Below are 23941 nucleotides of genomic sequence, written 5' to 3' on the forward strand. Positions count from 1 at the left end.
AACTACACCACCATCGTAAGGAGGAGCTGATTGGTTTGAACGGAAAAATTACACCCTTCCAGTTGTCTATGCTGCTGATTACATATATCGGAATCTCTAACCATGTCATCCTAATTCCCATATTGCTAGATACCGCGAATCGAGACGCATGGATCTCTGTCATGGCCGCCGTTGTACCTTCCTTACTTCTTGGTCTGCTGTATGTATATATGTACAAAAATATCCCTTCTTCGCTCTCCACCTGGGTGAAAGAGAAAACAAATTCACTGGTGTGGCTAATTTTCACGGTTCTGTTCACCTTATACTTCTTAACTCAGGCTAGCATCAGTATAAGGGATACAATCGTGTGGTCAAATACTTCATACTTGACCTATACCCCAACATGGGTAGTCGGCATGTGTCTCATTGGCATCAGTTATTACACGGCAAGAAAGGGACTGGCCGCAATTGCAATCACCAATGGCATTCTTCTACCATGGATCGTTCTATTCGGTTTTTATATCATGACAGTAAACTTTAAATATAAAGATTACAGCTACTTGTTTCCAATCTTCAAAAATTCAGCGCTATCAATCACTCATGGCGCTTGGTATACAACATCGGGCATTACGGAGATCTTTCTCGTGTTCTTCCTGAAGGACAATGTTAAGGGCAAGCTGTCACGCATGAATATTATGCTGGTTGTTCTTATACTAATTGAGCTAACGTTAGGACCATTGTCAGGCATAATCGCTATGTTCGGTCCTTTTGAAGCCGAGAAACTTCGATACCCGGCGTATGAGCAGTGGCGCATGGTGTCCATCGGAAGTATGCTAAGCCAAACGGACTTTTTATCCATTTATCAATGGTTAGCCGGTGCGTTTATACGAATTTCGCTGGCGATCTATATCATTCACACCCTGTGGTTGAAAAAATGGAGGCATCCAGAAATCTTGCTCATTCTGATTTCCTTGTTTCTTTTTGTAATCAATCAGCTCAAGCTGTCGGATATAAAGTTCCACGATCATGTAAAATCCTATTATACGAGCTCCGGTCTGATTTGCGGTATCACTAGCTTCGTGCTCTTAATTTGTATATGGGCAGGAAAGAACAAGAAGGCGGTAAAGCAAAATGGTTAAAATAATCGAAAGTGACATAAGGCAGTTATTTGAAGACTGCGGTGATGTTAATCTCGAATCAATTGGCGGTTTTCTGTTCATTTTCTGCCAAGGCATGTCCGATCGGGAGCAAATTAATGAGGTGAGCACATGCAGCGCAGACATTTGGCGGCAGAACCCTGTTACTTTAACATCGAATTGGAAGAACGAGCTATCGTCTTATGTGTTTAGTGGCAACTTACTTCTGTTTGAAATGGAAACGGCTTGCTATTACCTGCACTATGTCGCAGACCCGCCCCAAAGAAGCCCGGAAGAGTCCGTCATGGAAACGTCCTCCAAGGGAGCGCGCGACGGATTTACCGAAAGCATCAAGACCAATGTAGCGCTAATCCGCAAGCGACTGCTAACTCCGACACTCAAGGTGGAACCTTTTACAATTGGTGTCCGGAGTCAGACCGAGATATGTTTGCTCTACATCCAAGATATTGCTAATAAGGAAGCTGTCGATGAGGCTCGAGCAAGATTACAGAACATCCACATCGATGCGCTTATTACGAGCTCTCAGCTGGAAGAAGCCATATCGGATAAGACGATGTCGGTGGTACCGCTTATTGACAATACCGGGCGCCCCGATTTTGCCGCTGAGTACTTAATCGGCGGTCGTTTCGTTGTTTTGCTTAACGGATCGCCACTCGCCATTATCGCCCCTGTTACGCTTACATCGCTTATGAAATCACCGGAAGACGGCTACTACCGTGCGGTGATCAGTTCTTTTCAACGGCTGATCCGAATGTTTGGCTGGTATTTGGCGTTGTTCCTCCCCGGATTTTACATCGCGCTGATAGGTTTCAATTTCGAGCAGGTTCCACTGCCTTTGTTAGCTACAATTGCAACAAATCGCATCGGACTTCCGGTCTCACTCCCATTCGAGGCGATTATGGTGCTCATCTTGTTTGAGTTGTTTAAAGAGGCAGGATTGCGGCTGCCTAAGTCAGTAGGCCCAACGGTAACCGTCGTCGGCGGTATCATCATAGGCGATGCAGCTATAAGAGCAGGCATTACGTCCCCTACCGTAACTGTCGTGGCTGCGACCACGGTCATATCCGGCTATACGCTGGTTAATCCGACACTGAGCGGTATCGTATCGATCGCACGCATCGTCATCATGATCATCGCTTCTATTCTCGGGATGTTCGGGTTTTTCTTGTCTATCTTTTTCGTCATTGCCTATTTATCCGACCTCAAATCGTTCGGGATCCCGTATCTCTCTCCGCTTTCGCCGCCATCCTGGGCAGATATCACAGGGGCTCTGCTTAAGAAACCGGCCAATAAAATGAAAAAGCGTGCACAAAACCTACATTTGCAGGACGATACGAGGATGAAGGACGGAAAATCATGAAGAGGGCATGGAAATCGGCTTTAGTCGGCTGCATCATGTTATTTCTTTGTGGATGCTGGGACGGAAAAAACATTCAATACGTCAATTTCGTTAATATGATCGGCATTGATTACATCAATGGAAAATACCAAATCTATGCGCAAATCAATGATCTGGCATCCATGGCGAAGCAAGAAGGAAGCGGAAACACTCCAAATCCGATCGTTATTGGAAAAGGCGAAGGCGAAAGTATCGGTATGGCGATGTTCGACCTGCAAAAGGAAAGCCAGATGCGAATGGATTGGACGCAGACTAAAACGTTTATATTTAGCGATCGCCTGCTTGCCAAGGGGATCTTCGATATTCATGACGAGTTGATGCGAACCCGCGATCACCGTTATACACCCTGGGTATTTGCAACTAATGAAGATCTCAGCAAAATGCTAAACACAAAGCCGATCACCGGCAGCTCCTCTATTAACACAGTGTACTACCAGCCTAATCTTTTATATAAACAGATGCAATCCTCCTTTAAGCCAGTGAATTATCAGAATTTCATTCGATCTTCAAGGGATCCGTTTGAGACGACGCTGCTGGATCATTTAAAACTCTCCGAGAGCTGGGACAAAGATGGCAAGCCATTTACACTGCCAATCGTAAATGGCCTTGTCGCTTTGAAGAACGGAAAAAGCGAAGCCAGATTCAATCGTAAAGAAGCGAGTGGAGTGAAATGGTTAAATGAGAGAACCTTACGCGGTATTCTCCCCCTCAAGGACGATCAAGGCACATTCGTTGGAACCTCTGCGCTAAGGAGCAATAAAGTAAAGAAAACTGCCCTGTATAAGAATGGTAAACGGATAGTTAAGCTGGACATTAGCATGGACGCCACTATTCGAGAGCAGAAGAAACCGCTTGGGCTGAATGAAATGAGTATGTTGATTAAGAAGAACGTTGTGAAAGAAATTACAGAAACCTATGAAGTTGGGAAGAAACGGTCCGTTGACATTTACTCCTTGAACGAAGTCTGGTATCGCAAAGGTCTGACCTTCAATGAAGATATTCCGGATCTTGAACTGCATATCAAAGTCAATCTCTTGGCTACAAACATGCTCGAGTTACGGAACTAGCTCTTTTGATGAAATACCCGTTGAAAAAGGTAAGGAAACAGGATACAGTGCTACGGCTAACGGGACAGTACGACAAGTTCTGAAATAAGCACAAAACAGCGTCAGGAGGTGGGATGCCACAGTGCAAGCTTTACGAAATTGGGAGTATTACGGCATGACGGAATTCATTACAGATTTGTACCAAAGATCAGCAAACAATGAAACATTTTCACACCTCTACAGGATCGTTACATCCAGAGAAAATATTTTGCTGGCTTACCGTACGATGAAGTCGAATAAAGGATCAAAGACACCAGGAACAGATGGACTAACCATAAAAGACATCGACCAACGACCCGAAAACGAATTAGTGATTGAAATCCAAAACAAACTGCAAAACTATCGTCCTAAGAATGTAAGACGGCATGCATCTCTAAAATGCTTAAAGCTGAGATCGAAGGGGAAGGAATACCTTTAAAGGGGGTATCTCAAGTGGGACTGCTGTCAACACTTCTCTCAAATATTGTACTGAATGACCTCGATCACTGGGTGGCCGGTCAATGGGAGCTCTTTCCGCTGACGAAACCTTTCAAATCAAGAACTGGCGAAAGAACTGCCAAAATACGGTCTAGCCTGAAAGAAGGCTATCTGGTGCGCTATGCCGATGACTTTAAAATCATCTGCAGAGATTGGAGATCAGCTCAAAGGTGGTACCCATGCGTTAATTCTGTATCTCAAAGATCGCCTGAAACTCGATGTCTCTCCAGAGAAATCGCAAAGGGGCTTGCTTCGCGGCTCTTTGTCTATAAATTTCTAGCTTCAATAATTGATGGTATAATTATTAAGGTTATTAGGATTATTTTCGATTTAGGATAACGTCTATTAATGTTGATATTTTGAAGGTAAACAGGTGAAGCATATGAATCTAAAAGAGCAATTTGGCGATATTGATATTTATTTATTTGATCAGCTATTAAAAGGTCGTATTACGCCAGGAATGCGAATTCTCGATGCCGGATGCGGCTCGGGGCGCAATCTTGTCTATTTGCTGCGTAACGGTTATGAAGTGTATGCAGTGGATCGATCTGAGGAAGCGATTGATGCTGTTCAGAAGCTTGCCATGAACATAGCACCTGACTGGTCGAACGAGCGAGTTCGGGTTGATGCTGTTGAGAAGATGAGCTTTGATGATCACTACTTTGATTTTATTATTAGTAGTGCTGTTCTGCACTTTGCTGAGAATGAGGCCCATTTTCAGCAAATGGTGCATGAATTATGGCGTGTACTTAAGCCTGGCGGACGGATGTTTGTACGACTTGCCTCATCAATTGGAATTGAAACGAAGGTAAAGCCGCTCGGGAATGAACGTTATAAACTTCCAGACGGGAGCATTCGTTTTCTTGTGGATGAGGAGAGATTACAGAAAACTACGGAAGAGTTAAAAGGTATACTATTTGAGCCTATCAAAACGGTCAATGTAGCCGATCAGCGCTGTATGAGTACTTGGTGCGTGAGAAAGTCAATCTAAAAAGAAAAAGTGGGAAGCATGACAAGGGATTCGCATTTTTTGATAATGAGGAAGAAGCAGAAATACGTAAATCTACTTCGGGATTGGAATGGACAAATAAAAATAAGTGTCGGGTGACAAGAACATTATCTCATTAAGTGCCGCGAAAATCGCGGCCTTTTGTTTTTTAGGATAAAGTTCTTGTCAAAACCAAATGACAAGAACTTTATCTCATTCCCGACGGAAGGCCAGAGGGAGTATTTTTCAAATGATTAAACTAAAGGGATATTAGTTGTGCAAGAGGTGTTTGTACTCTATAGGTCGAATATGTTTTAAACTTTTCGGTGGAGGTTTCATACATGGCTGATAAAGAATTAGTCCTCGATATTGGAGGGGTGCTTGCTACTAATTTTTCTCCTCTCTTTTGGCAAGAACTATCTGAACAATCAAATACTCCTTATGAAGTGCTTTTTGATTTTAGAAGGGAAATGCGTGAAGAGTTATGGACTGGAAAGAAAAAATCCTTATTTCAAATATTCGTCCATTACCGGCTATTGAGAAAGTACAGTCGTGGAGTAAATACGCAAATATTCATTTATTAAGTAATCATCGAATAGAATGGATTAAATCCATACTTAAGCCTATTGAACCATATATATGTAGTGTTACAGTATCCTGCGAAGTAGGCTATTGCAAGCCTAAGCCAGAAATATACGGACTTGTTCATGAGCAACTAAATAACCATAGAGATATATTGTTTGTTGATGATCAGAGTAAAAATTTAAAGGAAGCAATTTCACTCGGTTGGAAAACCATATTAGCCGACGTAAACGGGGACTGGATTTATAATCTCACCTCACTTTTATCAACTACAGAAGCTTGAAATCAATTACCGTTTAACTAACGCAGAACGATAGTTCAATAAAATAGCGGCAGTCTAGGACATTATTTTTTCAGTCTAGGCTACCGCTGTTTCTGTTTCAAGACAGTCTAATAATTATTAAGTTCATTAAACGCACTCAATTAATGTTAATCTCTAGCATACGAATATTATTGTGCTGTTTGTTAAATTAGCATCGACCGAGTCTCGGGGAGGAGTACCATGGAATTTGTAAGCAATCAAGTTCAGCATGTGCAAACCATGAATCACGTCATCGAAGTGATGAGGCAGCGACTTCATGTTTTCCAGGAGTCTGGAGACCATCGTGCCGTATTTCACCGTGTCTATTATTTGATGACACAAGAGATGAAAAGGCGTCTTGCATCAGGCTTTTTCCATGATACCGTTTGGATGGAGCGTGTTTTAGTAGGCTTTGCGAAGTTCTACTTCAATGCAATGGATGCTTACGAGGCAGGGCTACCCTGTTCACCTGCATGGGAGCTTGCTTTTCGTGAGGCTGCTGTCAAATATGGTTTCGTGCTGCAGGATGCTTTACTTGGCATCAACGCGCACATCAATAATGACCTGCCCTTGGCATTGTATATGATACTGAGCGAGGACCAAGCATGGCCTGATGCACGAATTATGCTAAAGCGCCGCCGAGATCATGAACGTATCAACGATGTTTTGGCTGACTTGGTGGATCAAGTTCAAGACGAGTTGACGCTGCATTATGCCCGCTTAATCGGCGTTATAGACCGAATAATGTGGCGTAGGGATGAGTCATTATCCAGATTCATTCTGACTCACTGCAGAACCACGGTGTGGCACAATACCGAGCTTTTACTAGACGCTTCTAATGAGGAGCAGTGGGTCATTGAGCGGCAGCGAATTGAACGCGATGCGTATGCAATTGGACGGAAGGTCGCCTATTACCGCCCCTTTCGATTTATGAAAAAACTCGCTCCGTTGTCCAGGCGAGGGCGTTGGTTCTAAGCTTCTGTAGGAGGCAAGACAAATATAGTCTCTCGAACAGTCTATATTCAATTGGCGATCACATTCCCGATCGGATCGTGTGGGTTTAACGCGACAGTAAGTGCACGTACAATCCAATCGGGAAAACGAAGAAGACAGCCCTTTACTGTGACATTTCTCACAGCATTCTCCTTACGAGATTTGGTAACCTAAACAGAGAAGATAAAATTGGGAGTTGATCTGACTGTGAAAAAAGAAATTACCATCCATTTTAAAGTCATCCATCATGACAGAACTTCTTTGCTTAGAGGCATTATTTTCTTAGAGGAAAAACAGAAACCGACCTTGGCGGACTACCAGCAATGTCTTTTGGATTGCGGTCATCAGATTGTACTCATCGATAAAGAGCATGTTATCTTTAAAGCTTCTAAGCCGGGAGAAGACTATCTGATTCATGTTCTAGATGAAGAAGAAAACGGCCTTCGAGATGTTATTATAGAAAATTTAGCAAAAAACTTGCTGAAAACAAAATTTTGATTTCCCTGTAAATTCGGTTTCCTTCTCCACGTTTTAATTTTATTTCCGTCTGTAATGATCCTAAGCCACATTTCGTGCTTAATTGATTCGCTGAATCCCAATTGCTTCGCTAGTGACGACAGAAGCAGCTCTGCCAGTTTTGTTTCCAATTCTTCCGGTCAATATTACATTTAAACATTACTTCTTAAAATTTTAACTGGAATTCGGTATGGGATGAAGATAGCCATATGTTTGTTTTAGATACTAATGGAGGTGTTCTAGTATGAAAATGAGTTCTGTAAAACTTCAAGTAAAGAATGTAATAGTTCCAGAAAATCCCATTTCCCGCTTCTTGCTTAGCGATACCCGAGCAGCTTGGATCTGGTTGGTAATCCGTTTATATGTGGGATATGAGTGGATCCAGGCGGGGTGGCACAAAATAACCGCCGACACATGGGTAGGAGCCAAAAGCGGAGTTGCTCTTGAAAGTTTTGTCAAAGGCGCTTTGACGAAAGCCGAGAGCGGTAAGGATGTTACCGGGTGGTACGCTACCTTTCTGCAAGATGTCGTCCTTTCTCACTCCAAATTGTTTGCTTACATGGTGGCCTATGGGGAAGTACTGGTAGGACTCGGTCTAATCCTTGGCCTTCTTACCGGAATTGCAGCATTTTTTGGTGGAATGATGAATGCCAGTTATTTGTTTGCCGGCACTTTAAGTAGCAATCCACTACTATTTGTTTTAGCGACCTGGCTCGTGCTAGCATGGAAAATTGGCGGTTGGTATGGGCTTGACCGCTGGGCACTCCGATACTTGGGCACACCATGGCATAGCCAAAGCTCGTCACCGACAAAAAAAAGCGCAGCGCGAGAAATCCATTAAAATCTATAATGCAGGGAAATTTGAAATATATTTAGTTCAATAGGAGGCTTACCCCGCAATCAATGCGGGGGTTTGCGTTCTTTGGGACAAGTCACGATATGAACCAGAAGTAGAATGTAGGTGACGTTTTTACATTTATTCTGGATGATGGGTCAATCCAAAGCATATGAAAGTAGTTGATCACCAAGATTTAACCGAAATAATCAAGATAACCCCCAGTATAAAGAAGGTTTTTATTCGAGTCATATGTTTCATATGCTTGTAAATGCTTATTTTGGAATCACAGAATGGAAAGATTATTACGATGAAATGTTATGGGAACAGAATAAAAAGAGCGATTGAACTAACGAAAGAACGATAGTTGAATGTTCAGGGAGCAGGTCACCGTGGCTGGCAACTGCTCCCTTTTCGTTGAAGTAACGAGAGGATTGCGTGGATAAAATTGTTTACAAAAATATCCTGAGACCGTATACTTTAATACATAAAAGCGTTTAAGTGATGAAGTGTATAAGTATTTTTGGAGGCGAAAGCTAATGAAATTTATCGTTTCAGCGAGTGTAATTGTACTTAATGAAAATAACGAAATTTTATTAATGCGAGGCCGTCGTGGTTGGGAGATGCCACAAGGATGTGTAGAAGAAGGAGAAACCATTCGGGAAGCCGCTGTCCGTGAAGTGAAAGAAGAAACAGGTATTGAAGTTGAACTTATTAATTTCTGTGGATTGTACCAGAACATAACACGTGGTGTGTGTAATAACATTTTTACAGGTAAACCAGTTGGCGGTTCATTAACAACAAGTATTGAAAGTGATGAGGTAGGTTACTTTTCTCTGGAAGAGGCAAGGAAAATGATATCCTGGGGTAATTTCATGGATAGAATAGATATGGCGTTAAATAATCAAACTCATCCTTTTCTCGTTGAATTTCGAGAATCATAAAAAGAGCATTCAATTGAAATTAGTACATCGTTACGCTCCCTCGAAATGATTTAATTTCCTCACGCAAGCTCGTCTATTCGCAGGATTTCATCCTTTAGGTTTCGATGCTGAATGAAAAGGAGCGAGATATATTTAACTTGTCTCAGTTCAGGAAAGACAATGTCGACCCAGCGGTGGATCTGGTTAACGGCACACTTACGAGTCTTTTAACGACCGTTTCTCGGTTAGCCATAAGCACTCGTAGCTCCTCGTATTCGGAAGAATGGAAGCGGACAGGGGAGTAGTAGCCGTTTTTCACCATGTCGGCAATAACTAAAGCATCTTTTTTGTCGCTTTTAGAGCGTGTGATGTCGCGGTTTTCTTTATTCTTTTTAACTAGATGAGGATTAACAAGTACGGCTTCAATGGCTTTGTTTTTGAGCCACCCGGCAAGGCTTAGCCAGTAATGGCCAGTCGGTTCCATACCAACGATGACTTGAGATAATTTAAATGAAGCTAGCAAGTCGCGAATCCAACGGTCGAGGGACTTGAAACCATCCTCGTCGCTACTAAACACTAAAGGATTACCAAGAGCGACACCTCGAAAGTTAACCGCTCTGGCAACGTGGGCCTCCTAAGCAATGTCTACACCAACAACAATATGATGAAAGGTAATGTTTTCAATGAGTTGATTTTGCTTATCTTGTGATTTAAACTTCATAGTAGAGCGTCCTCCTGGATGATGGAATTAAAGGGCTTTTGACCCGTTGCGTACTTCCATCGTACCGAGGCGCTCGTTTTTTACAAAGCTGAAATTTATCCATCTACAGGAATCTAACGGCGAACGATAGCGCAATAACCAGGGAGCAGCTCGCCACGTGGCAGCTGCTCCCTGGTTTCGTTAGAGTAATAGAGGTTATTGAAATCAGGTAAGAGCAACAAATTGAATAAGGTACTAGAGGTGACATAAATGAATAAGAGAAGTTACTTGATTATTCTGTTAGTAATAATGATGTCCATGATTTTTGCTGGGTGTTTAAAAGGTAAAAAAGCACATTCGGACTTACTCGGTACCGTCAATGTAGAAAATTTAGATTCAGCAACAACAGTGACTTATACATTCAAAAATCAAAGTGGAAAAAGGGTAACTGTTATTGGAGGAGCAAGCTATAAGTTACATAGAGACAACAAATTAGTAGTAGAAGGTAATGTTCCAGTAAAAGACTACATTGATTTGGATCCTGGAGAAGAATATACAGATAAAAAGACATTTTCAAATTTGCAGCCTGGTTCGTACAGTATACGAGTAGAATGGAGCAAAACGGTAGTTTCTGATAATTTTGTTCGAAACTGAAAATGGAACATCCTTTGTTAAGCTATCGGAGAACGTATGACAAGTTCTGCTATAAGCAGCATATAGGCGAAAAGCAGGAGATTATAGCAGTATTCTCAACTTTACAACCGAGGATGGGAATGACGGAACCAAGTATCTCAAAACCATCCCGCCAATACTCCTGCGTGCGTCATGACTAACAGGTTATGAGGTGTGAAGTACAGGTAGATTCGGCAGAACAAAGTCTAGAGCCAAATTTTTTTTGAAAAAGGTATGCCAATGGATATGTCGCTATGCCAAACTATGGTGGCATCGATCTCACAGGCTTAGAGGAAGCACCTAAGTTCAGCACGGATAGCTAGGATGTAAGAGACTTGGAAAACAAGAGACGTTGCAACAAGGGCTGTTACCCGAAACGGTTTCAATAAGGCAATTGCCGAAATGAATTTATCTTTGTGAGGGCAGGGGCATGACTGATGAAGCCTTTGTAATGAAGGTGGAGGAATAGCCCCAAGTCTAATTGAAAAGAACGATCATTTTCCACACGTGAATTGCACCGATCTGGTAGGAATGTGGGAACATCGCTTCGTCAAGGAGGGATGCCACAGTGAACGGGGAGCTCAACGGCGGCGAGGTCGCGCTAAACGCTGTTGGCCATACTGCATCCGCGGCGACCAAAGGAGCCGGAGATACGCCGGCGCCCAAGTTGGGGCAACGATGGAAGCTATCTGCGGACCGGTCGGCATTTTATTTGGGGGACTAGCTGGCGGTACAATAGGGTACTTGGCATCGAGTAGTGCTATCGGTACATTTAGGCGTTGGCTGACATAATTATATGGGAACATAAAAAAAAGATGATTCCTGATTAATACAGAAGTCATCTTTTGACAGAATACTGGGATGAAACAGGGGCCGCCTTTTCATTTTTTCCTTCTAACGTTAAAGACAGGAGTAGTGAGGGATAATTGTTTCCGGGTTAGTGGACGAACATAAGCATAATTGTTTCTTGGTGCGCGTCCTCCGACGGCTCCGGCTTTGAAACGTCCTGTACTACCTGCCGGAATAGCAACTAATGTTCCATAGCTTCTCATCGCTCTTTCTATCGGATAACAGATGGATCTGCTTCCGTCGGAAGGGCTGGCAAAATGGACGGCTGCCGCATAGTTATTCAGTCGATCGGAGCTGTCATTGAGCCATACGGAACCGGAGTCTCCTGGGAGGGAACGATTTTCTGTAAATCGTACAACCGTTTGGTCACGGTAAAGTAGCGTACCTAGATTGCCTGTCACCGTTCGCTCCACGCCGATCGCTTCTACGACGCCTCTTCCGAAGCCGCTTGTTTTACCCATTTTTTTGAATGTCATCCCTACCTGATAACTTAGCAAATGACCAGGGACCGTGATCAGAGAGCCTCTTTCATTAATCAAATACCTTGGATTCAGCAAACTGTTTGAGTTCGCGACAGCAATGGCCGAATCTTGAAAATTTGCGCTAGTCGTTCTTCGTGGCACGAATTGAAAAGCTCTGCCGATCTGATCAGCGGTTCGACCGCCATCTGCCGGAGAAGGCTGAATTGTATTATGGAACTCAGTTGTGTTATCCGGAACCAGCACATGAGCGTTGCTCAAAATAAAAAGGGTATTATTTTTAATGACGATTAGTCCACCGGTTCCGCCCGCAGATGTCGGTACCGTAGTTCCTACACTGACAGCTCCCGGGATGGGACGCCATCTCTCGCGTGGCCCCGATTGAGTCGGAGAGACGGAAGACTCCTTGAATTGTCCCGTCATGTAGACTCGGAAAGGTACGGATGATGCTTTAGTCCATTTACCTGTTACTTCATACAAACCGGACTTTTTTGCCGTAGACATTTTTTTATCGGTATATAAAATAATAGCTGCACCTTTCGCGGGTTTGTTCGGGTCAGCGAAGCCGACCCCAATACCAGTAACTCCCGGTCTCCCCAACATACTCCGCCAAATTCGATTTTTCAGCTTAAACGCCTGATAAAAAGTAGAACCCATAAACGCATCTCCCTTTCCACAATTGATATGTAATCATATGGATTAGGGATGGAGGTTGATTGGGCGTTGAAAAAAACCAGCTTATCTAATGAAAAGGAGAGACAATGTTCTTGACATCCGACAACGAGTGTCAGTTGTCAAGAACACTGTCCGAATGAAGTACGCTTAAACCGCGGGCTTTTTTAATTATCCCTCAAGTTCTTGTCATTTGACGATGACAAGAACTTGAGCTGATTCCCGATTCGTGACAAAAACATTGTCCGATTTCCGATAAGCAATAAATTGACCTGTAACTTGCTGAACTATTCCAGCTAATAGCTTGTCAATATTTAATTATTAATAATGGATTCATGAAGTGATATACTTAAAAATGTGCATGGGAAATAACCGTCCCATAAAGCACGAAATTATATTCCATATATTTCTAGCATTCATGACTACTCTAAACGGAACACTTCCTTAGTAGTTAAGATGGCAAAAATCCAGTGGATGAGTTTATTCACACAAGCAATTATTGCTACTTTGAACAGCTTCCCTTCAGCACGTTTCTTATCATAATAAGCTCTTAATTTCTTATTTCTATTGCTACGGATACCACATCTTACTGCTTGATACAGGGCAGTACGAAGTCTCCTGGAGCCATGCTTAGTGATTCTATTCTGGGTTGCTGTAAACTTACCTGAAGAAAATACGCTTGGATCAACGCCAGCAAAGGCCACCAGTTTCTTTGCGTGATCAAACCGATCGATTTCCCCAATCTCAGCCAAAATTGTTGCAGCAATTTTAGTGCCAATACCGGGTATCGATTGAATTAAATCATATTCTAGTAACTCTTCTGCCAGGGCATCTACCGATTTAATAAGGGTTGCTAGATGCTCCTGGTATTGAAGAAGCAACTTGATGAGCAACTGCAAGGAGATCAAGTGGCTTGGAAAAGCCGTCTCCTTAAATGGATTTCGCCTTGCCGCAGCTGCCAGGCTTTGAGCACGTTCCAAACACCACGATGCGGATTTACCACGCCCAGTGAGTCGCCCGATCGCTGTTGCAATTTCATTATCGGACATTTCTAGGACCTCTTTAGATGTTTGGTGTAATGCCAGAAATCGAAGGGAAACTTTAGAATAAAGATCACCAAACACGCCATGATATTCAGAGAAAACCTGATCCAGAATTGACTGGAATTGTAGTTTTGCTTGAACATAGATACCCGTTAAAGATTCATATTGTCGTGTTAAATACCGTAAATTCATGAGATGCTGCCCCCGTTTCTTGTAGGGTTCAAACTCCTCTTTATAAAACAGTGTCCCAAGTTGATAAGCATCAGCGGCATCTGTTTTCACCCGTCGCAAATTGGTTTTCTTGGCTTCGTGTGAGATTAACGGATTAATTATGATGTACAGATACTGTTGCTCGTCCAAATACTGAACGACGGGGCTGTGATAATGGCCTGTCGCTTCCATAACAATGGTGGGAGGCATCTCTGCAGCTGATTCCAATCCTCTAATATATTTTAAAAAAGAAGCTAAGCCTTCAATATCATGACTAAACCTAAAAATCTTCCCATGAGGTACTCCACGATCTAAAAAAGCTTGTGCATGGCTCTCTCCTTTTGAAACATCCAAACCAATGACTGGATTCATAACATCACTCCTGTAGTATTCTCACCGGCAACCCCTAACCTTCTTGTTTTCCATACTATCGCATGTGATACGGGATTCATGTCCCAACCAGCCTAACCATGGTTGAACAAGTAGGGGGGATGAACAGAATAGCTCTCGGGATCAAAGTCCCACGGGCAGATACGCTCGATCCCCGGCTACCGCTATCTTAAGACCACACAAAAATGAGGTCTACCAGAAATATCTGGTGACCTCATAATACGAACGGGCAGGTTTGCATGGAAATAGGTGGGAATTAAAACCCGATAACGAATATTCTTAAAATCGTAATTGAACAATGAATGGAATGTTCAAAGTTGGGGGTAAAAGAAATGCATATTGGAGTAGATTTAGATAATACAGTTCTTGATGCCACTTCGTCTTATTTACAGTTTTATAACAAGGCTTCTGGTTTATCGTATAGCCCTAAAGATGTTAACGATTTTTATTTTTACCGGTTATACGGGTGGGATAATGCAGAACGTGAAAAAGTTTATCATCAATACGGTCATGATATTCATTGGAACTCAGCCCCTTATCCTAATGCAGTAGAAGTATTACAGGAATTATCTCTTTGTCATCAAATATCTATTATTACTGCTCGTCCTTTACTTTTTCGAGATGTTACTGTTGATTGGCTTAAATATCATGGCATTAGATATAACAGTATAGCTTTCACAGAGAATAAGCTCCAGGAGTGTATAGATTCCGAGGTTAGTGTTTTAGTAGATGATGCCCCCCATTATGCAAAAGAATTTGCCGGTAAGAATATTCCAGTTATTTTGTTTGAACAGCCGTATAATACATCTGTGAACATTGATATGGTTTATCGTGCGTCTAATTGGTTAGAGGTAAGCAGACGTATCAGTGCCCTAGAAGTTTCATTACATTAACGAGGAACGATAGTTGAGCAGAACTCTGGGTAGCAATGTATATTGAAAAATAGGGAGTAACTATGAAGAAAATAAACACCTTAGAAGCAAAGTCCTCATGATAAGGTCCCTGCTCTAGGTTGGATGAGTAATGACAATCAGAGAGAAATGATTGATTATTTTTTACTGAGAAAACCACATGAAACAACGTGGTACAGATTTCCCCTTATGGTTTGTTCGTGGTGTGGTGATGAAGGTTGCGGAATTATTTCTGTAAAAATCGATAGGGAGAATAATGTTGTTACCTGGAAAGACTTTTTACTTGAGCCTGAGATGAAAAAAATTAATATCGGTCCTTTTTATTTTGAGTGGGATAATTATAAAAAAGTAATTAATAGCACCTTTGGAACTGCAGGTATTCAATAGTAAGGCATCTTGTTAAGCTATCGGGACACGTTTGTACAATATACAATACAACGGGAGGTTGCCGGCACGATTGGCGGCCTACACTCACCTAACGGGCATGATGCTTCCAATATCTGTTATAATTGATGTGAATATTCTTTAGGAGGTTGGGGCTGATGCTTGGTCTACCGAAAGGGGAAGTTTATCTTGTTCCCTGGACTAATGAGTGGTTAACAGAATTTAGGAATGAGAGTGAAAATATTAAATCTGAATTAGGTGAACTTGTCCTAGCAGTTCACCATATTGGGAGTACAGCGATAAAGAACTTATCAGCCAAGCCAATAATTGATATCGCAATCGAACTGAATGATTATCAACTCGGCATAGAGTGTGTTAAGGGTTTGGAGCGACTTGGTTATGAATATAAAGGAACAGATATACTACCGGAAAGGTATTACTTTAGCAAAGGGGAGCCACGAACTCATCAAATACACATGTTCCAATCGGGCAGTATTGATATGAAAAAGCAACTTGCATTCCGGGATTATTTACTGAATGACAATGAGGCATTGAATGGTTACCAGGCTTTAAAAGAGACGCTTTCCAGAACACATCAAACCGATAAAATTACTTATTCTCATGCTAAAACGGATTTTATAAATACTACTTTGGAGAAGTTAGGATTCAACTAACTAGGTTACGATAGCGGAGCTATGGAGTTGATCCATCGCTTATTTAGTTATTACTCAATCCGCTCAATTAAACGGGCAGTAGAGCGTGGTGGATAATCAACTTTAGAGTCAGATCTCAAGAGTCAATTTTTATAGCTGTTTTATACCAATTAAGACGAAAAACTTAGTGGTAAGATAAATGGGTGATTTCCAAATTGAAAGGAGTGATGTGGTATGAAAAATTTCCATATAGTTGTGGTTACAATGAAGGATGTTCAATTATAGTCATAGAGAGATAAAATCCTCTATGAAGCAATTTTGGGAGGAATTCTCTTTGGGTATTGAATTAAAGCAAGTGTCCATTGAAAACTGGCATGATTGTACCAAGTTAAAAGTTAAGAAAGAACAACTAAATGTTTTTCCTGCACCTGTTGTTTATTGGATTGCAGAATCTAAATATGTTGATGATTTTGAGCTGCGCGCAATTTATTGTGATGATAATTTAATCGGATTTTTTGCTTTTTGTAAGAATCCAGACTCGGATGGCAACCACTGGATACCTGCAATAATGATTGATGAAAATCACCAGGGTAAGGGTTACGGAAAGACAGCAATGAAACAACTAATTGAACTGATTGATTCAATGGGCTGCAAAAGAATTATGATTGGGCATAGACCTAATAACTTAATTGCTGGAGAGATGTATGAATCCTTGGGGTTTAAAAAAGCAAGCGAAGAGATAATTGATGGTGAAATTATACGGTTACTTCTACTTAATTAAAAAATAATTACTCACTTGGATCTATATGATCATTATAAAGAGCAAACGGAGAAGGAGAGATCCCCACATGGAACAGATTGAATATCGAGATATTTGTGGAGTACCATGTATTATACTAGATCCTTCATCTGAACAACTTGGACAAATTGTTCTGTACCATGGATGGGGATCGACGATAGAAAGTTACAAGTTTTTTGCATCGTTAATATCAAGTTGGGGATATCGAGTAATTATACCTGAACTACCTTGCCATGGAGAGCGCGGATGCCTTAATTATTTTGATAAAGAAACGTTACAGGTTAATTTCTGGCCTATCGTTTTTCAAGGAGTACATGAAGCAGAGAAAATAGTTGCGGAGGCCATACAATACAGTGATGGTCCAATAGCAGTGATTGGCCACTCAACAGGCGGATTTATTACCGCTGGAACATACGCTAAACATCAACAGATTCAATCCGCAATTGTTATTAATGGTTCCTGTGCTTGGGTTCAATTTGAAGAACTATATCGCAAAAAAAATGGATTGAATCCGATGGAGGCTAGTGCCAAATCTCTTTTACAACAAAATGATCCACTTTCCTATATTCGAATGAATCAAGAAAAACCATTATTGCTACTTCATTGTAAGGATGACACTTCAATTCCTATAGATAGTCAATTATACTTTATAAATGCTATAACAACAGATGGTAAACCAGCAGATCATATCCAATTAATTGAGTACCCGAGAGTTAATCATCAGATTACGTTAGGAATGCTGCAAAAGATAAAGGAGTTCCTTGATAAGACCTTACTATCTCTAAGCTAACGGGACACTATAGTTGAACGCAATACATTAGAAGCTGCCGCAAGACCGTACCGTTAGTTTCGTTATATGTTTCATAGACCAGACAGAGGAAGATGAGAGAATGGTAAATATACGATTAGCGACATTAGATGATGTAGATGAACTTGTTCAAATGCGTTGGGACTTCTCTACAGAGGATTATGGAGATAGTACGGTAAGTTACGAAGAGTTTCACCAGATTTGTAGCGAGTTTCTAGTTAACGCGTTTGAAAGCGGAGACTGGTATATTTGGTTGGCAGAAGTTGAAAATAAGATAGTTTCACATATGTATTTACAGTTGATACATAAAGTACCGAGGCCCGGGAAAACTCGAGACCCGTTTTACGGATATGTTACTAATGTCTACACTCGCCAAGCTTTTAGAAGCCAAGGTATAGGAACAGAAATCCATATGAAAATGGAAAAATGGTCCAAAGGACATGACGTAGAGTTTCTTATTCTTTGGCCTAGTAGCACCAGTGTTGAGTTCTACTCAAGAAATGGATTTGCTCGGTGTGAAGAAGCAATGGAAAAACATTGGTGATGGATGACATACCAGGCATTGAAGTAACGGATAACGTTAGCTTAATCACAAGGAGCGGATAGCTGCAGCTGGCAACTGCTCTTTTTCAGTTTAGTGGACCAATACATAATTATCCATTTTGTGGTTATCCTACCCCTGAGAACAAGCACTGGTTAAAAAATGAAATGCTTGTTCAATGGAGGAGCTAATAATGAAAAAAGCAATTTTATTGCTAATGTGTTTGCCAATATTCTTTACCATGGGATTTGTAAAGAAGGATGAGCGTGAGCTTGTATTAACAAGTGTGGAAACAACAGTTATTAATACTGAACGTATACTTCGCTACGACTTCAGAATTAAAAATACTGGATCACAACGTATATATGGAACTTTTGACTACCCTGGGCAGCACTCATATGGTTTGGAAGTGACGGTAAGACCAAATGATAAACTTGCTTCATTGATGGTAATGCAAGAGAATACGGAATTTAGAAAGATGCAACCACGTGGAAGTGGCTCTGCGGGAGCTATAGAGCCAGGAAGAGAAGCATCATTTCACGTTGAATATCAAATTAAGGAAAACGTCGATGTTGAAAAAATAAAATCTGCTTCACTTGAAGGTGTTTTACTTGTTCTAGATGGACCAAAGGTTATTTCAGAAATACCATTAACTGATAGCGTAAATACAAAAACAAGATGATTGTAGTTAAACTTGGGATATTACCAGCCGCCTATATTGGTGGTTTTTTTATTTTTCGATGTTGCAACTAACGTTGAGGTAAGATCAATAATAACAAAGATATACTCAGCCGCGAGAAGAGTCTCTTGAGCAAGTTTTATTAGTGCAATTGCATCCAGTTGTGTATTTATCACGAACAGCACACGCAGTACAAATAATACGTATTGTCTCGATTAACGAACGAGTAACCGTTTCGAGAAAGCGAGCAAAGGAGCTGCTCCAGTCGATGTCATACATGGTTAATAGTACTTTGAGATAACGTTTGGAATCCTTAGAAGCACTGGCGAGTACGTTGAGTTAAATTTAAAAAAGATGCGGTGTCAGCTCTATATTATCTTGTGAATTACAAGAGGTGCGTACGCCCGGCTGATTTTAAATGCATCCCAAGTTTATGAAAAACCAATTGAAGGGGCGCTTAATGGTGTCTTCTTTTTTCGTTTTGCGAAGAATTACCTTATTAAGCTACTGGGCAGGAATGCTTGGAATTTCAATAAGATACCTGGTATTGGAAATAATTTTTAGAAAAGGAGAGGTTTACACTGGTGGTGACGTTTAATGAGGAAAATGTATCTGTTTCTTGTATCGCTACTTTTAATGCTATCCGTTGAAGATAAAACATATGTCAATGCTGAAACAAATAATGTATTTGAATCTTCATCTAAAAAGTTTACACGGTTGGTTGCAATACATCTTTGTATGAATATTAATTCAGTAAGAATCAATGAAGTACGAGAGATAAAACATAACGAATGGTTCGTTTTATATCAAGTTAAGGAAAATTCTGAACACTGGGTGCCGAATGACGGTAGTAGTTATGGTATTAGCGTCATAAAAACTAGCGATGGGGAATTCAAACTAACAAGACTGCGTTATGGTCGACCTTCGCTGTAAAGGCTTAAACTAACGGGAGACGATAGTTCAGTGGCCACAAAATTGGTATAATCTAATCAAATCAAATTGAAGCTGCCGATTAGGTAGCTTTGTTTGTTTTTTTGGATAAGATGTTTGTATAAATCGAAAGGGGGTAAAAGCCAAATGAAGAATAACAAACCAGTAAAGTTGGATGATCTAGTCGGCGAAATTGAACTTCAAATTGAAGATACTTTTACTTTTATAAACACCAAAACAGGCGTAGTTATTACATTAATGAGAGAAGAAATTGGGGCTGCAGAAGATGAAAAGCCACTTGAAAAATTTCCTGAATGGCAAAGAGAGAACATTGAAAAAGCAATAAACATTATTGAGGATGAAGACGGGGTTTACGTTGATTTCACGTTAAGAAACGATTACAACGAATATGAAATCATACAGGATTTTATCGGGACTCTAGAGGATGAAGTCATTAGAGAAGAACTGTATGATGCCATTCAAGGAAGAGGAGCGTTTCGGAGATTTAAAGATGGAATAATAGAACATGGTGTCGATAAACATTGGTACAAGTACAAAGAAAGTAAGATAAAGGAATTAGTAATTGAATGGTGTAAGGAACACGATATTGAAATCCAGGAGTAAGAAAGGGCCCTATTTTTACACTGGATGAATAAACAGCTCGATTGCGCTAAACGGGCGGTTATATGCAATAAGGGCGTTCAGATTCCTATCTGGGTAAGCGTCAAATCCCGCACACCTAGAAAAGCGATGGGATTCATGAGATCGGTTCAGTGCTTTTGGATCCCCGTAAATTGGAGATTTTTTATTTCAAAGCCCTTATGTTTGTGTCGCGAAGCCACGAACAAAATTGAGCTAGCCGTAACGCATCTCGTTTGTCGGTCTTTACTCGATCCCCTGCACGTTTAGGTATGAGAGTAGAGGCTACGACGGTGCATGAAACGGCCATCTCAAGCAGCCAGCGGTACAGTACATAACCGATCCAGCTTCGTAACACACTTCTAATACAATATCTTCTGTTTTACGCAGTTGTTGAATGAGCTTGCGAATCGCTTCTTTCGAATGTGGAATCATACCCCAATAGCTTGGCTCTTGTATACCTTCTTCAGCGATGGCTACAGCAATTTTTGATTTGGACTCGTCTAAGCCAACGTATTTTGTGGAATTACTCATAATAGAAACCTTCAGCCAGTCTACAACTTTATTCTCTTCGGACAGCAGTAAAATTGTTGGCTGCAGACGAGCAAACGACGCTTTAGTCTACAACTTTATTTTCCGAGTTTAATACATTACTCTTAGGCAATTAACCACTCGAAACTAAAGATATCGAATACCATATATGAGATGTTAAGGAGGGATCGTATGAAGCAAAGGAGAATCGCCATTGGAGAGACACGCTGCGTATATCTAGATATTCGGCGCTTGCCAGGTGCTGTTGTTAAGGGAAGTGAAATCGTTAAAGATGTGGAATCGGTAAACATGGTTTGGAATCCATACGGGATTAAATTTGTGGTTTTAAATATTCGGAACTTTAATGGTGCACCGGATATTCCTGCTGAAAATGCAACTTTTACAGAAGACGATCCCAACCTGAACTGCCCAAGAACTACCAAGATGCTACGGCTCGCTCGTTACTTAAGAGACCACCCTGAAAATAGGCCACCAAAAGGTGCAACTCGAATTGTTGTCATTTATGCTGGTGGGACTTTTAGAACCAAATTCAATAAAAAGGGAGAACCCAGATACACCCTTGGCTGTACATTTTCAAATTTTATTGGTAAAAGTCCTGGAGCTGCTGTCTTTGTTACAAGACCGCCAATTCCTCAGGAACCCAAAATAGACGATTACAGATTATTGCTTGCCCATGAACTTGGTCACGCATTGATCAACATAAATAGGAAGGGCCAACAGGTACCTTCGCCTGAAGCTCCCCTTAAAAATGACCCAACCCATACAACTGATAATAACAACTTAATGAGTCCTATGCTTCCCCATACAACACTCCTTCAAGGCACACAGATTGTTCAAGCGAGAGCAAGTATCTTTTCGAATAAATGCAGATCCTCTGTTCCGCTATTAAATGTCGGAAGAGTAACCCGCATCACCCGAAGACTGGCAAGATCGCGTTGTCAGCAGAAAATAAAGTAGTCTAGATATCTTTATTCCACGCAGCTTTTTGAATTGTCATACCTTCAGACTCCATTAAATGAGTTTTAGGCTGGACTTAGAGAATGAAACAGCGACAGCCAAGGACAAAATCAAAAATTGCCGTGGCTATCATTGAATATGGCAGCCGTTCTAACTATATTTTGGAAACAGAGAGGGAAATTCTACGAAGGACGCAGGTATGGCTTGAATACGGAAATAGGCAGAGCAATCTTTCTTATTCTTCGAAAAGCATCGTGAATGAAATGAAAGAATCCGCGTACGTAGTTTCGTTTATTCGTATAGATTTAGATTCGACAACTGGACTAAGGCAGGAAAGCTGCGGTCGCCAGAACCCGAACTCGTTATCTTGTGAAAAAAAGACAGGTATCCGCCTGTCTATTTTTGTGCTTTCAAAGCATATGCGTATTAGGGGTGTAAACTCTTTTACACTTTTTTGAGCATTTTTTTCATACATGATACGCGATACGTCTGATATTAGTTTTAAAAGGAAAACGACTTATCCAGATTAGCTTTTAACGATGAGTATGTTATAATAACGTTCGTATGATGTTCGTAATATTTCTAAAGGAGGAGTAAAACCAATGACAGCACAACACACTCTTTCTGAACTGTCTAGTCGGGCCTTGTGGGAGTCATGGAAGAAGGAAACGTAAGGCGCTCCGATGTAGGGAAACCACAAGGCGGCGTCATCTCACCCCTGTTGGCGATTCTATCAAGGGGTGCATGAAACGGGTAAGAAAGTTATAGTGATAGATGGAAAAATAGAGTGGAGGAGTGAACCATGGTCAAACAACACAAGATTTTACTAACTGTAACCGTATTGTACACATTACTTGTTCTTTATTTTATGTTCTTCGCTTTCGGCAGAGGAGAGGCTTCGGAGAACATTTCCCGATATACCTTTATTTTCATGCCCGAGAACTTCCTTAAGTTGCCGTCTCCATTTGATCTTCTGAATCTAAGCCTCATGAGTATGGTGGGTTTCGGGAACATTATTGCGTTTATTCCTTTCGGTATATTGATTCCATGGCTGTACCGGGTCAGCTTCGTCCGGTTCATCACCTTTTTCTTCATCGCGATTCTTGTGCTGGAAACGATCCAGGCCCTTACATTCCTGGGCAGCTTCGATATTAACGACGCTCTTCAGAATTCGATTGGAGCAACTCTCGGTTTTGGGGCGTACAAGCTTGGTTTCCGTTACCGGAGCCTCGGGCGCAATCTGGTGGCAACGGCTATATCGGGTATGGTTCTTTTTATAGCTTTATGGGGATTAGGGGCGGCGGTAGACAAAATAACAACAAAAGTAGAGGGCCCGTTTGTGGCGATCAATGTATGGACGGATACTTCGGGCCATTCATCCGCTGGAGACAAACCGGACAGCATCCTAATCAACGAACAGAAGGTGCCGCTTCGCTATAACCTGTATGGCGCTGAAGGAGGAGATTCCAGAACGTTCACGTACAAGTCTGAGGTGCAGACGAATTTCTCCTTCGATTACGGATGCCCCGAACCAACGGATTATTCCGGTAGTATCCGTGTTACCCGGGATGGCAATGAAATATTGACCGACTCTGGAGAAGATCAGCGGAGTAATCCCGATCTATTTCCGTCGCTATTCAAAATCCCTCTTGAGCCGGGGGATGAGCTGAAGATCACGATTAAGGGCGACATGAAAGCATGGGATGTCGGGTATACGCGGATGCAGTATTTCTGGAACTGAGTGCTTAAAGGGACTTCGCCACCATTTTAACATGAATAACACCTCGCGCTTGGTTTTTCAAGCGCTTTTTTGTGCT

General features: G+C 41.4%; 26 protein-coding genes and 1 pseudogene. 23 read left to right on the forward strand and 4 right to left on the reverse strand.

Annotated features, from left to right (window positions below; genetic code table 11):
- The first annotated feature begins 35 nt into the window (after nucleotides 1-35).
- From AC3WTJ_RS18235 to AC3WTJ_RS18285, 11 genes are all read left to right on the forward strand, one after another.
- Nucleotides 36-1118 carry a GerAB/ArcD/ProY family transporter gene (locus AC3WTJ_RS18235; RefSeq protein WP_492523004.1) on the forward strand — a complete coding sequence of 361 codons (1083 nt, stop codon included), beginning with the start codon at nucleotides 36-38 and terminating at the stop codon, nucleotides 1116-1118.
- Nucleotides 1111-2496 carry a spore germination protein gene (locus AC3WTJ_RS18240; protein WP_492523005.1) on the forward strand — a complete coding sequence of 462 codons (1386 nt, stop codon included), beginning with the start codon at nucleotides 1111-1113 and terminating at the stop codon, nucleotides 2494-2496. Before AC3WTJ_RS18235 ends, AC3WTJ_RS18240 begins: the two co-directional genes overlap by 8 nt.
- A complete protein-coding gene (locus AC3WTJ_RS18245) occupies nucleotides 2493-3602 on the forward strand; it encodes a Ger(x)C family spore germination protein (protein WP_492523006.1) in 1110 nt (369 codons plus the stop codon). The genes AC3WTJ_RS18240 and AC3WTJ_RS18245 overlap by 4 nt, the downstream gene beginning before the upstream one ends.
- Nucleotides 3603-3723: 121 nt before the next feature.
- Entirely contained in the window at nucleotides 3724-4059 is a 336-nt protein-coding gene (locus AC3WTJ_RS18250; RefSeq protein ID WP_492523007.1) for a hypothetical protein, read from the forward strand.
- 441 nt (nucleotides 4060-4500) lie between these two features.
- Nucleotides 4501-5109, forward strand: coding sequence for a class I SAM-dependent methyltransferase (locus tag AC3WTJ_RS18255; protein WP_492523008.1), 609 nt, complete (start codon nucleotides 4501-4503; stop codon nucleotides 5107-5109).
- A 338-nt stretch (nucleotides 5110-5447) separates the two neighbouring features.
- Nucleotides 5448-5690, forward strand: a complete 243-nt coding sequence (locus AC3WTJ_RS18260) for a hypothetical protein (protein WP_492523293.1) — start codon at nucleotides 5448-5450, stop codon at nucleotides 5688-5690.
- Nucleotides 5591-5971, forward strand: a complete 381-nt coding sequence (locus AC3WTJ_RS18265; protein WP_492523009.1) for an HAD family hydrolase — start codon at nucleotides 5591-5593, stop codon at nucleotides 5969-5971. Before AC3WTJ_RS18260 ends, AC3WTJ_RS18265 begins: the two co-directional genes overlap by 100 nt.
- A gap of 219 nt (nucleotides 5972-6190) precedes the next feature.
- The gene (locus AC3WTJ_RS18270; protein ID WP_492523010.1) at nucleotides 6191-6964 is read left to right on the forward strand and encodes a DUF5995 family protein; all 774 of its coding nucleotides are present in this window, start codon (nucleotides 6191-6193) and stop codon (nucleotides 6962-6964) included.
- Between the two features lie 225 nt (nucleotides 6965-7189).
- A complete protein-coding gene (locus AC3WTJ_RS18275) occupies nucleotides 7190-7480 on the forward strand; it encodes a hypothetical protein (RefSeq protein WP_492523011.1) in 291 nt (96 codons plus the stop codon).
- A 262-nt stretch (nucleotides 7481-7742) separates the two neighbouring features.
- Nucleotides 7743-8339, forward strand: coding sequence for a DoxX family membrane protein (locus tag AC3WTJ_RS18280; RefSeq protein WP_492523012.1), 597 nt, complete (start codon nucleotides 7743-7745; stop codon nucleotides 8337-8339).
- Between the two features lie 533 nt (nucleotides 8340-8872).
- Nucleotides 8873-9277, forward strand: a complete 405-nt coding sequence (locus tag AC3WTJ_RS18285; protein WP_492523013.1) for an NUDIX hydrolase — start codon at nucleotides 8873-8875, stop codon at nucleotides 9275-9277.
- Nucleotides 9278-9411: 134 nt separating this feature from the next.
- On the opposite strand, the pseudogene AC3WTJ_RS18290 reads toward AC3WTJ_RS18285, so the two are convergent.
- A pseudogene (locus AC3WTJ_RS18290) lies at nucleotides 9412-9977 on the reverse strand (IS110 family transposase); the annotation flags it as partial.
- 249 nt (nucleotides 9978-10226) lie between these two features.
- Between AC3WTJ_RS18290 and AC3WTJ_RS18295 the strand changes: the two are divergent.
- A complete protein-coding gene (locus tag AC3WTJ_RS18295; protein WP_492523014.1) occupies nucleotides 10227-10610 on the forward strand; it encodes a hypothetical protein in 384 nt (127 codons plus the stop codon).
- A gap of 586 nt (nucleotides 10611-11196) precedes the next feature.
- Nucleotides 11197-11352, forward strand: coding sequence for a hypothetical protein (locus AC3WTJ_RS18300; protein ID WP_492523015.1), 156 nt, complete (start codon nucleotides 11197-11199; stop codon nucleotides 11350-11352).
- A gap of 157 nt (nucleotides 11353-11509) precedes the next feature.
- Here the strand turns inward: AC3WTJ_RS18300 and AC3WTJ_RS18305 are convergent, their stop codons facing one another.
- On the reverse strand, nucleotides 11510-12613 hold the full coding sequence (locus AC3WTJ_RS18305; protein ID WP_492523016.1) for a chymotrypsin family serine protease: 1104 nt from the start codon (nucleotides 12611-12613) through the stop codon (nucleotides 11510-11512).
- A 437-nt stretch (nucleotides 12614-13050) separates the two neighbouring features.
- Nucleotides 13051-14253 (reverse strand): IS110 family RNA-guided transposase, encoded by a 1203-nt coding sequence (locus AC3WTJ_RS18310; protein ID WP_492523017.1) that lies wholly within the window; start codon nucleotides 14251-14253, stop codon nucleotides 13051-13053.
- 350 nt (nucleotides 14254-14603) lie between these two features.
- On the opposite strand from AC3WTJ_RS18310, the gene AC3WTJ_RS18315 reads away from it, so the two are divergent.
- The 8 genes from AC3WTJ_RS18315 (at nucleotide 14604) to AC3WTJ_RS18350 (ending at nucleotide 20600) form a co-directional block, all read left to right on the forward strand.
- Nucleotides 14604-15164 (forward strand): 5' nucleotidase, NT5C type, encoded by a 561-nt coding sequence (locus AC3WTJ_RS18315; protein WP_492523018.1) that lies wholly within the window; start codon nucleotides 14604-14606, stop codon nucleotides 15162-15164.
- Nucleotides 15165-15287: 123 nt separating this feature from the next.
- Nucleotides 15288-15569 carry a hypothetical protein gene (locus tag AC3WTJ_RS18320; protein WP_492523019.1) on the forward strand — a complete coding sequence of 94 codons (282 nt, stop codon included), beginning with the start codon at nucleotides 15288-15290 and terminating at the stop codon, nucleotides 15567-15569.
- Between the two features lie 155 nt (nucleotides 15570-15724).
- Nucleotides 15725-16240 (forward strand): GrpB family protein, encoded by a 516-nt coding sequence (locus AC3WTJ_RS18325; protein ID WP_492523020.1) that lies wholly within the window; start codon nucleotides 15725-15727, stop codon nucleotides 16238-16240.
- 313 nt (nucleotides 16241-16553) lie between these two features.
- Complete coding sequence (locus tag AC3WTJ_RS18330; RefSeq protein ID WP_492523021.1) at nucleotides 16554-17000, forward strand: GNAT family N-acetyltransferase; 447 nt, start codon at nucleotides 16554-16556, stop codon at nucleotides 16998-17000.
- Nucleotides 17001-17067: 67 nt separating this feature from the next.
- A complete protein-coding gene (locus AC3WTJ_RS18335; RefSeq protein WP_492523022.1) occupies nucleotides 17068-17808 on the forward strand; it encodes an alpha/beta hydrolase in 741 nt (246 codons plus the stop codon).
- A gap of 100 nt (nucleotides 17809-17908) precedes the next feature.
- Nucleotides 17909-18370 (forward strand): GNAT family N-acetyltransferase, encoded by a 462-nt coding sequence (locus tag AC3WTJ_RS18340; protein WP_492523023.1) that lies wholly within the window; start codon nucleotides 17909-17911, stop codon nucleotides 18368-18370.
- A gap of 190 nt (nucleotides 18371-18560) precedes the next feature.
- Entirely contained in the window at nucleotides 18561-19049 is a 489-nt protein-coding gene (locus AC3WTJ_RS18345) for a hypothetical protein (protein WP_492523024.1), read from the forward strand.
- A 1074-nt stretch (nucleotides 19050-20123) separates the two neighbouring features.
- Nucleotides 20124-20600 (forward strand): UPF0158 family protein, encoded by a 477-nt coding sequence (locus AC3WTJ_RS18350; protein ID WP_492523025.1) that lies wholly within the window; start codon nucleotides 20124-20126, stop codon nucleotides 20598-20600.
- Between the two features lie 300 nt (nucleotides 20601-20900).
- Here the strand turns inward: AC3WTJ_RS18350 and AC3WTJ_RS18355 are convergent, their stop codons facing one another.
- Nucleotides 20901-21149 (reverse strand): hypothetical protein, encoded by a 249-nt coding sequence (locus AC3WTJ_RS18355; RefSeq protein WP_492523026.1) that lies wholly within the window; start codon nucleotides 21147-21149, stop codon nucleotides 20901-20903.
- Nucleotides 21150-21338: 189 nt separating this feature from the next.
- Between AC3WTJ_RS18355 and AC3WTJ_RS18360 the strand changes: the two genes are divergently transcribed.
- Together AC3WTJ_RS18360 and AC3WTJ_RS18365 are read left to right on the forward strand one after the other, a co-directional pair.
- A complete protein-coding gene (locus tag AC3WTJ_RS18360; RefSeq protein WP_492523027.1) occupies nucleotides 21339-22124 on the forward strand; it encodes a hypothetical protein in 786 nt (261 codons plus the stop codon).
- Nucleotides 22125-22926: 802 nt separating this feature from the next.
- A complete protein-coding gene (locus AC3WTJ_RS18365) occupies nucleotides 22927-23865 on the forward strand; it encodes a VanZ family protein (protein WP_492523028.1) in 939 nt (312 codons plus the stop codon).
- Nucleotides 23866-23941 lie beyond the last annotated feature (76 nt).

It is taken from the genome of Paenibacillus sp. FW101-FHT12H11 (assembly GCF_058790355.1).

What these genes read in the sequence shown, in the direction of transcription:
- AC3WTJ_RS18355 (WP_492523026.1), bottom strand. Translation starts at nt 21,149, where the DNA reads ATGAGTAATTCCACAAAATACGTTGGCTTAGACGAGTCCAAATCAAAA.
- AC3WTJ_RS18335 (WP_492523022.1), top strand. Translation starts at nt 17,068, where the DNA reads ATGGAACAGATTGAATATCGAGATATTTGTGGAGTACCATGTATTATA.
- AC3WTJ_RS18240 (WP_492523005.1), top strand. Translation starts at nt 1,111, where the DNA reads ATGGTTAAAATAATCGAAAGTGACATAAGGCAGTTATTTGAAGACTGC.
- AC3WTJ_RS18345 (WP_492523024.1), top strand. Translation starts at nt 18,561, where the DNA reads ATGAAAAAAGCAATTTTATTGCTAATGTGTTTGCCAATATTCTTTACC.
- AC3WTJ_RS18245 (WP_492523006.1), top strand. Translation starts at nt 2,493, where the DNA reads ATGAAGAGGGCATGGAAATCGGCTTTAGTCGGCTGCATCATGTTATTT.
- AC3WTJ_RS18315 (WP_492523018.1), top strand. Translation starts at nt 14,604, where the DNA reads ATGCATATTGGAGTAGATTTAGATAATACAGTTCTTGATGCCACTTCG.
- AC3WTJ_RS18340 (WP_492523023.1), top strand. Translation starts at nt 17,909, where the DNA reads ATGGTAAATATACGATTAGCGACATTAGATGATGTAGATGAACTTGTT.
- AC3WTJ_RS18295 (WP_492523014.1), top strand. Translation starts at nt 10,227, where the DNA reads ATGAATAAGAGAAGTTACTTGATTATTCTGTTAGTAATAATGATGTCC.
- AC3WTJ_RS18360 (WP_492523027.1), top strand. Translation starts at nt 21,339, where the DNA reads ATGAAGCAAAGGAGAATCGCCATTGGAGAGACACGCTGCGTATATCTA.
- AC3WTJ_RS18310 (WP_492523017.1), bottom strand. Translation starts at nt 14,253, where the DNA reads ATGAATCCAGTCATTGGTTTGGATGTTTCAAAAGGAGAGAGCCATGCA.
- AC3WTJ_RS18270 (WP_492523010.1), top strand. Translation starts at nt 6,191, where the DNA reads ATGGAATTTGTAAGCAATCAAGTTCAGCATGTGCAAACCATGAATCAC.
- AC3WTJ_RS18260 (WP_492523293.1), top strand. Translation starts at nt 5,448, where the DNA reads ATGGCTGATAAAGAATTAGTCCTCGATATTGGAGGGGTGCTTGCTACT.
- AC3WTJ_RS18320 (WP_492523019.1), top strand. Translation starts at nt 15,288, where the DNA reads ATGAGTAATGACAATCAGAGAGAAATGATTGATTATTTTTTACTGAGA.
- AC3WTJ_RS18285 (WP_492523013.1), top strand. Translation starts at nt 8,873, where the DNA reads ATGAAATTTATCGTTTCAGCGAGTGTAATTGTACTTAATGAAAATAAC.
- AC3WTJ_RS18325 (WP_492523020.1), top strand. Translation starts at nt 15,725, where the DNA reads ATGCTTGGTCTACCGAAAGGGGAAGTTTATCTTGTTCCCTGGACTAAT.
- AC3WTJ_RS18305 (WP_492523016.1), bottom strand. Translation starts at nt 12,613, where the DNA reads ATGGGTTCTACTTTTTATCAGGCGTTTAAGCTGAAAAATCGAATTTGG.
- AC3WTJ_RS18350 (WP_492523025.1), top strand. Translation starts at nt 20,124, where the DNA reads ATGAAGAATAACAAACCAGTAAAGTTGGATGATCTAGTCGGCGAAATT.
- AC3WTJ_RS18365 (WP_492523028.1), top strand. Translation starts at nt 22,927, where the DNA reads ATGGTCAAACAACACAAGATTTTACTAACTGTAACCGTATTGTACACA.
- AC3WTJ_RS18280 (WP_492523012.1), top strand. Translation starts at nt 7,743, where the DNA reads ATGAAAATGAGTTCTGTAAAACTTCAAGTAAAGAATGTAATAGTTCCA.
- AC3WTJ_RS18255 (WP_492523008.1), top strand. Translation starts at nt 4,501, where the DNA reads ATGAATCTAAAAGAGCAATTTGGCGATATTGATATTTATTTATTTGAT.
- AC3WTJ_RS18265 (WP_492523009.1), top strand. Translation starts at nt 5,591, where the DNA reads ATGGACTGGAAAGAAAAAATCCTTATTTCAAATATTCGTCCATTACCG.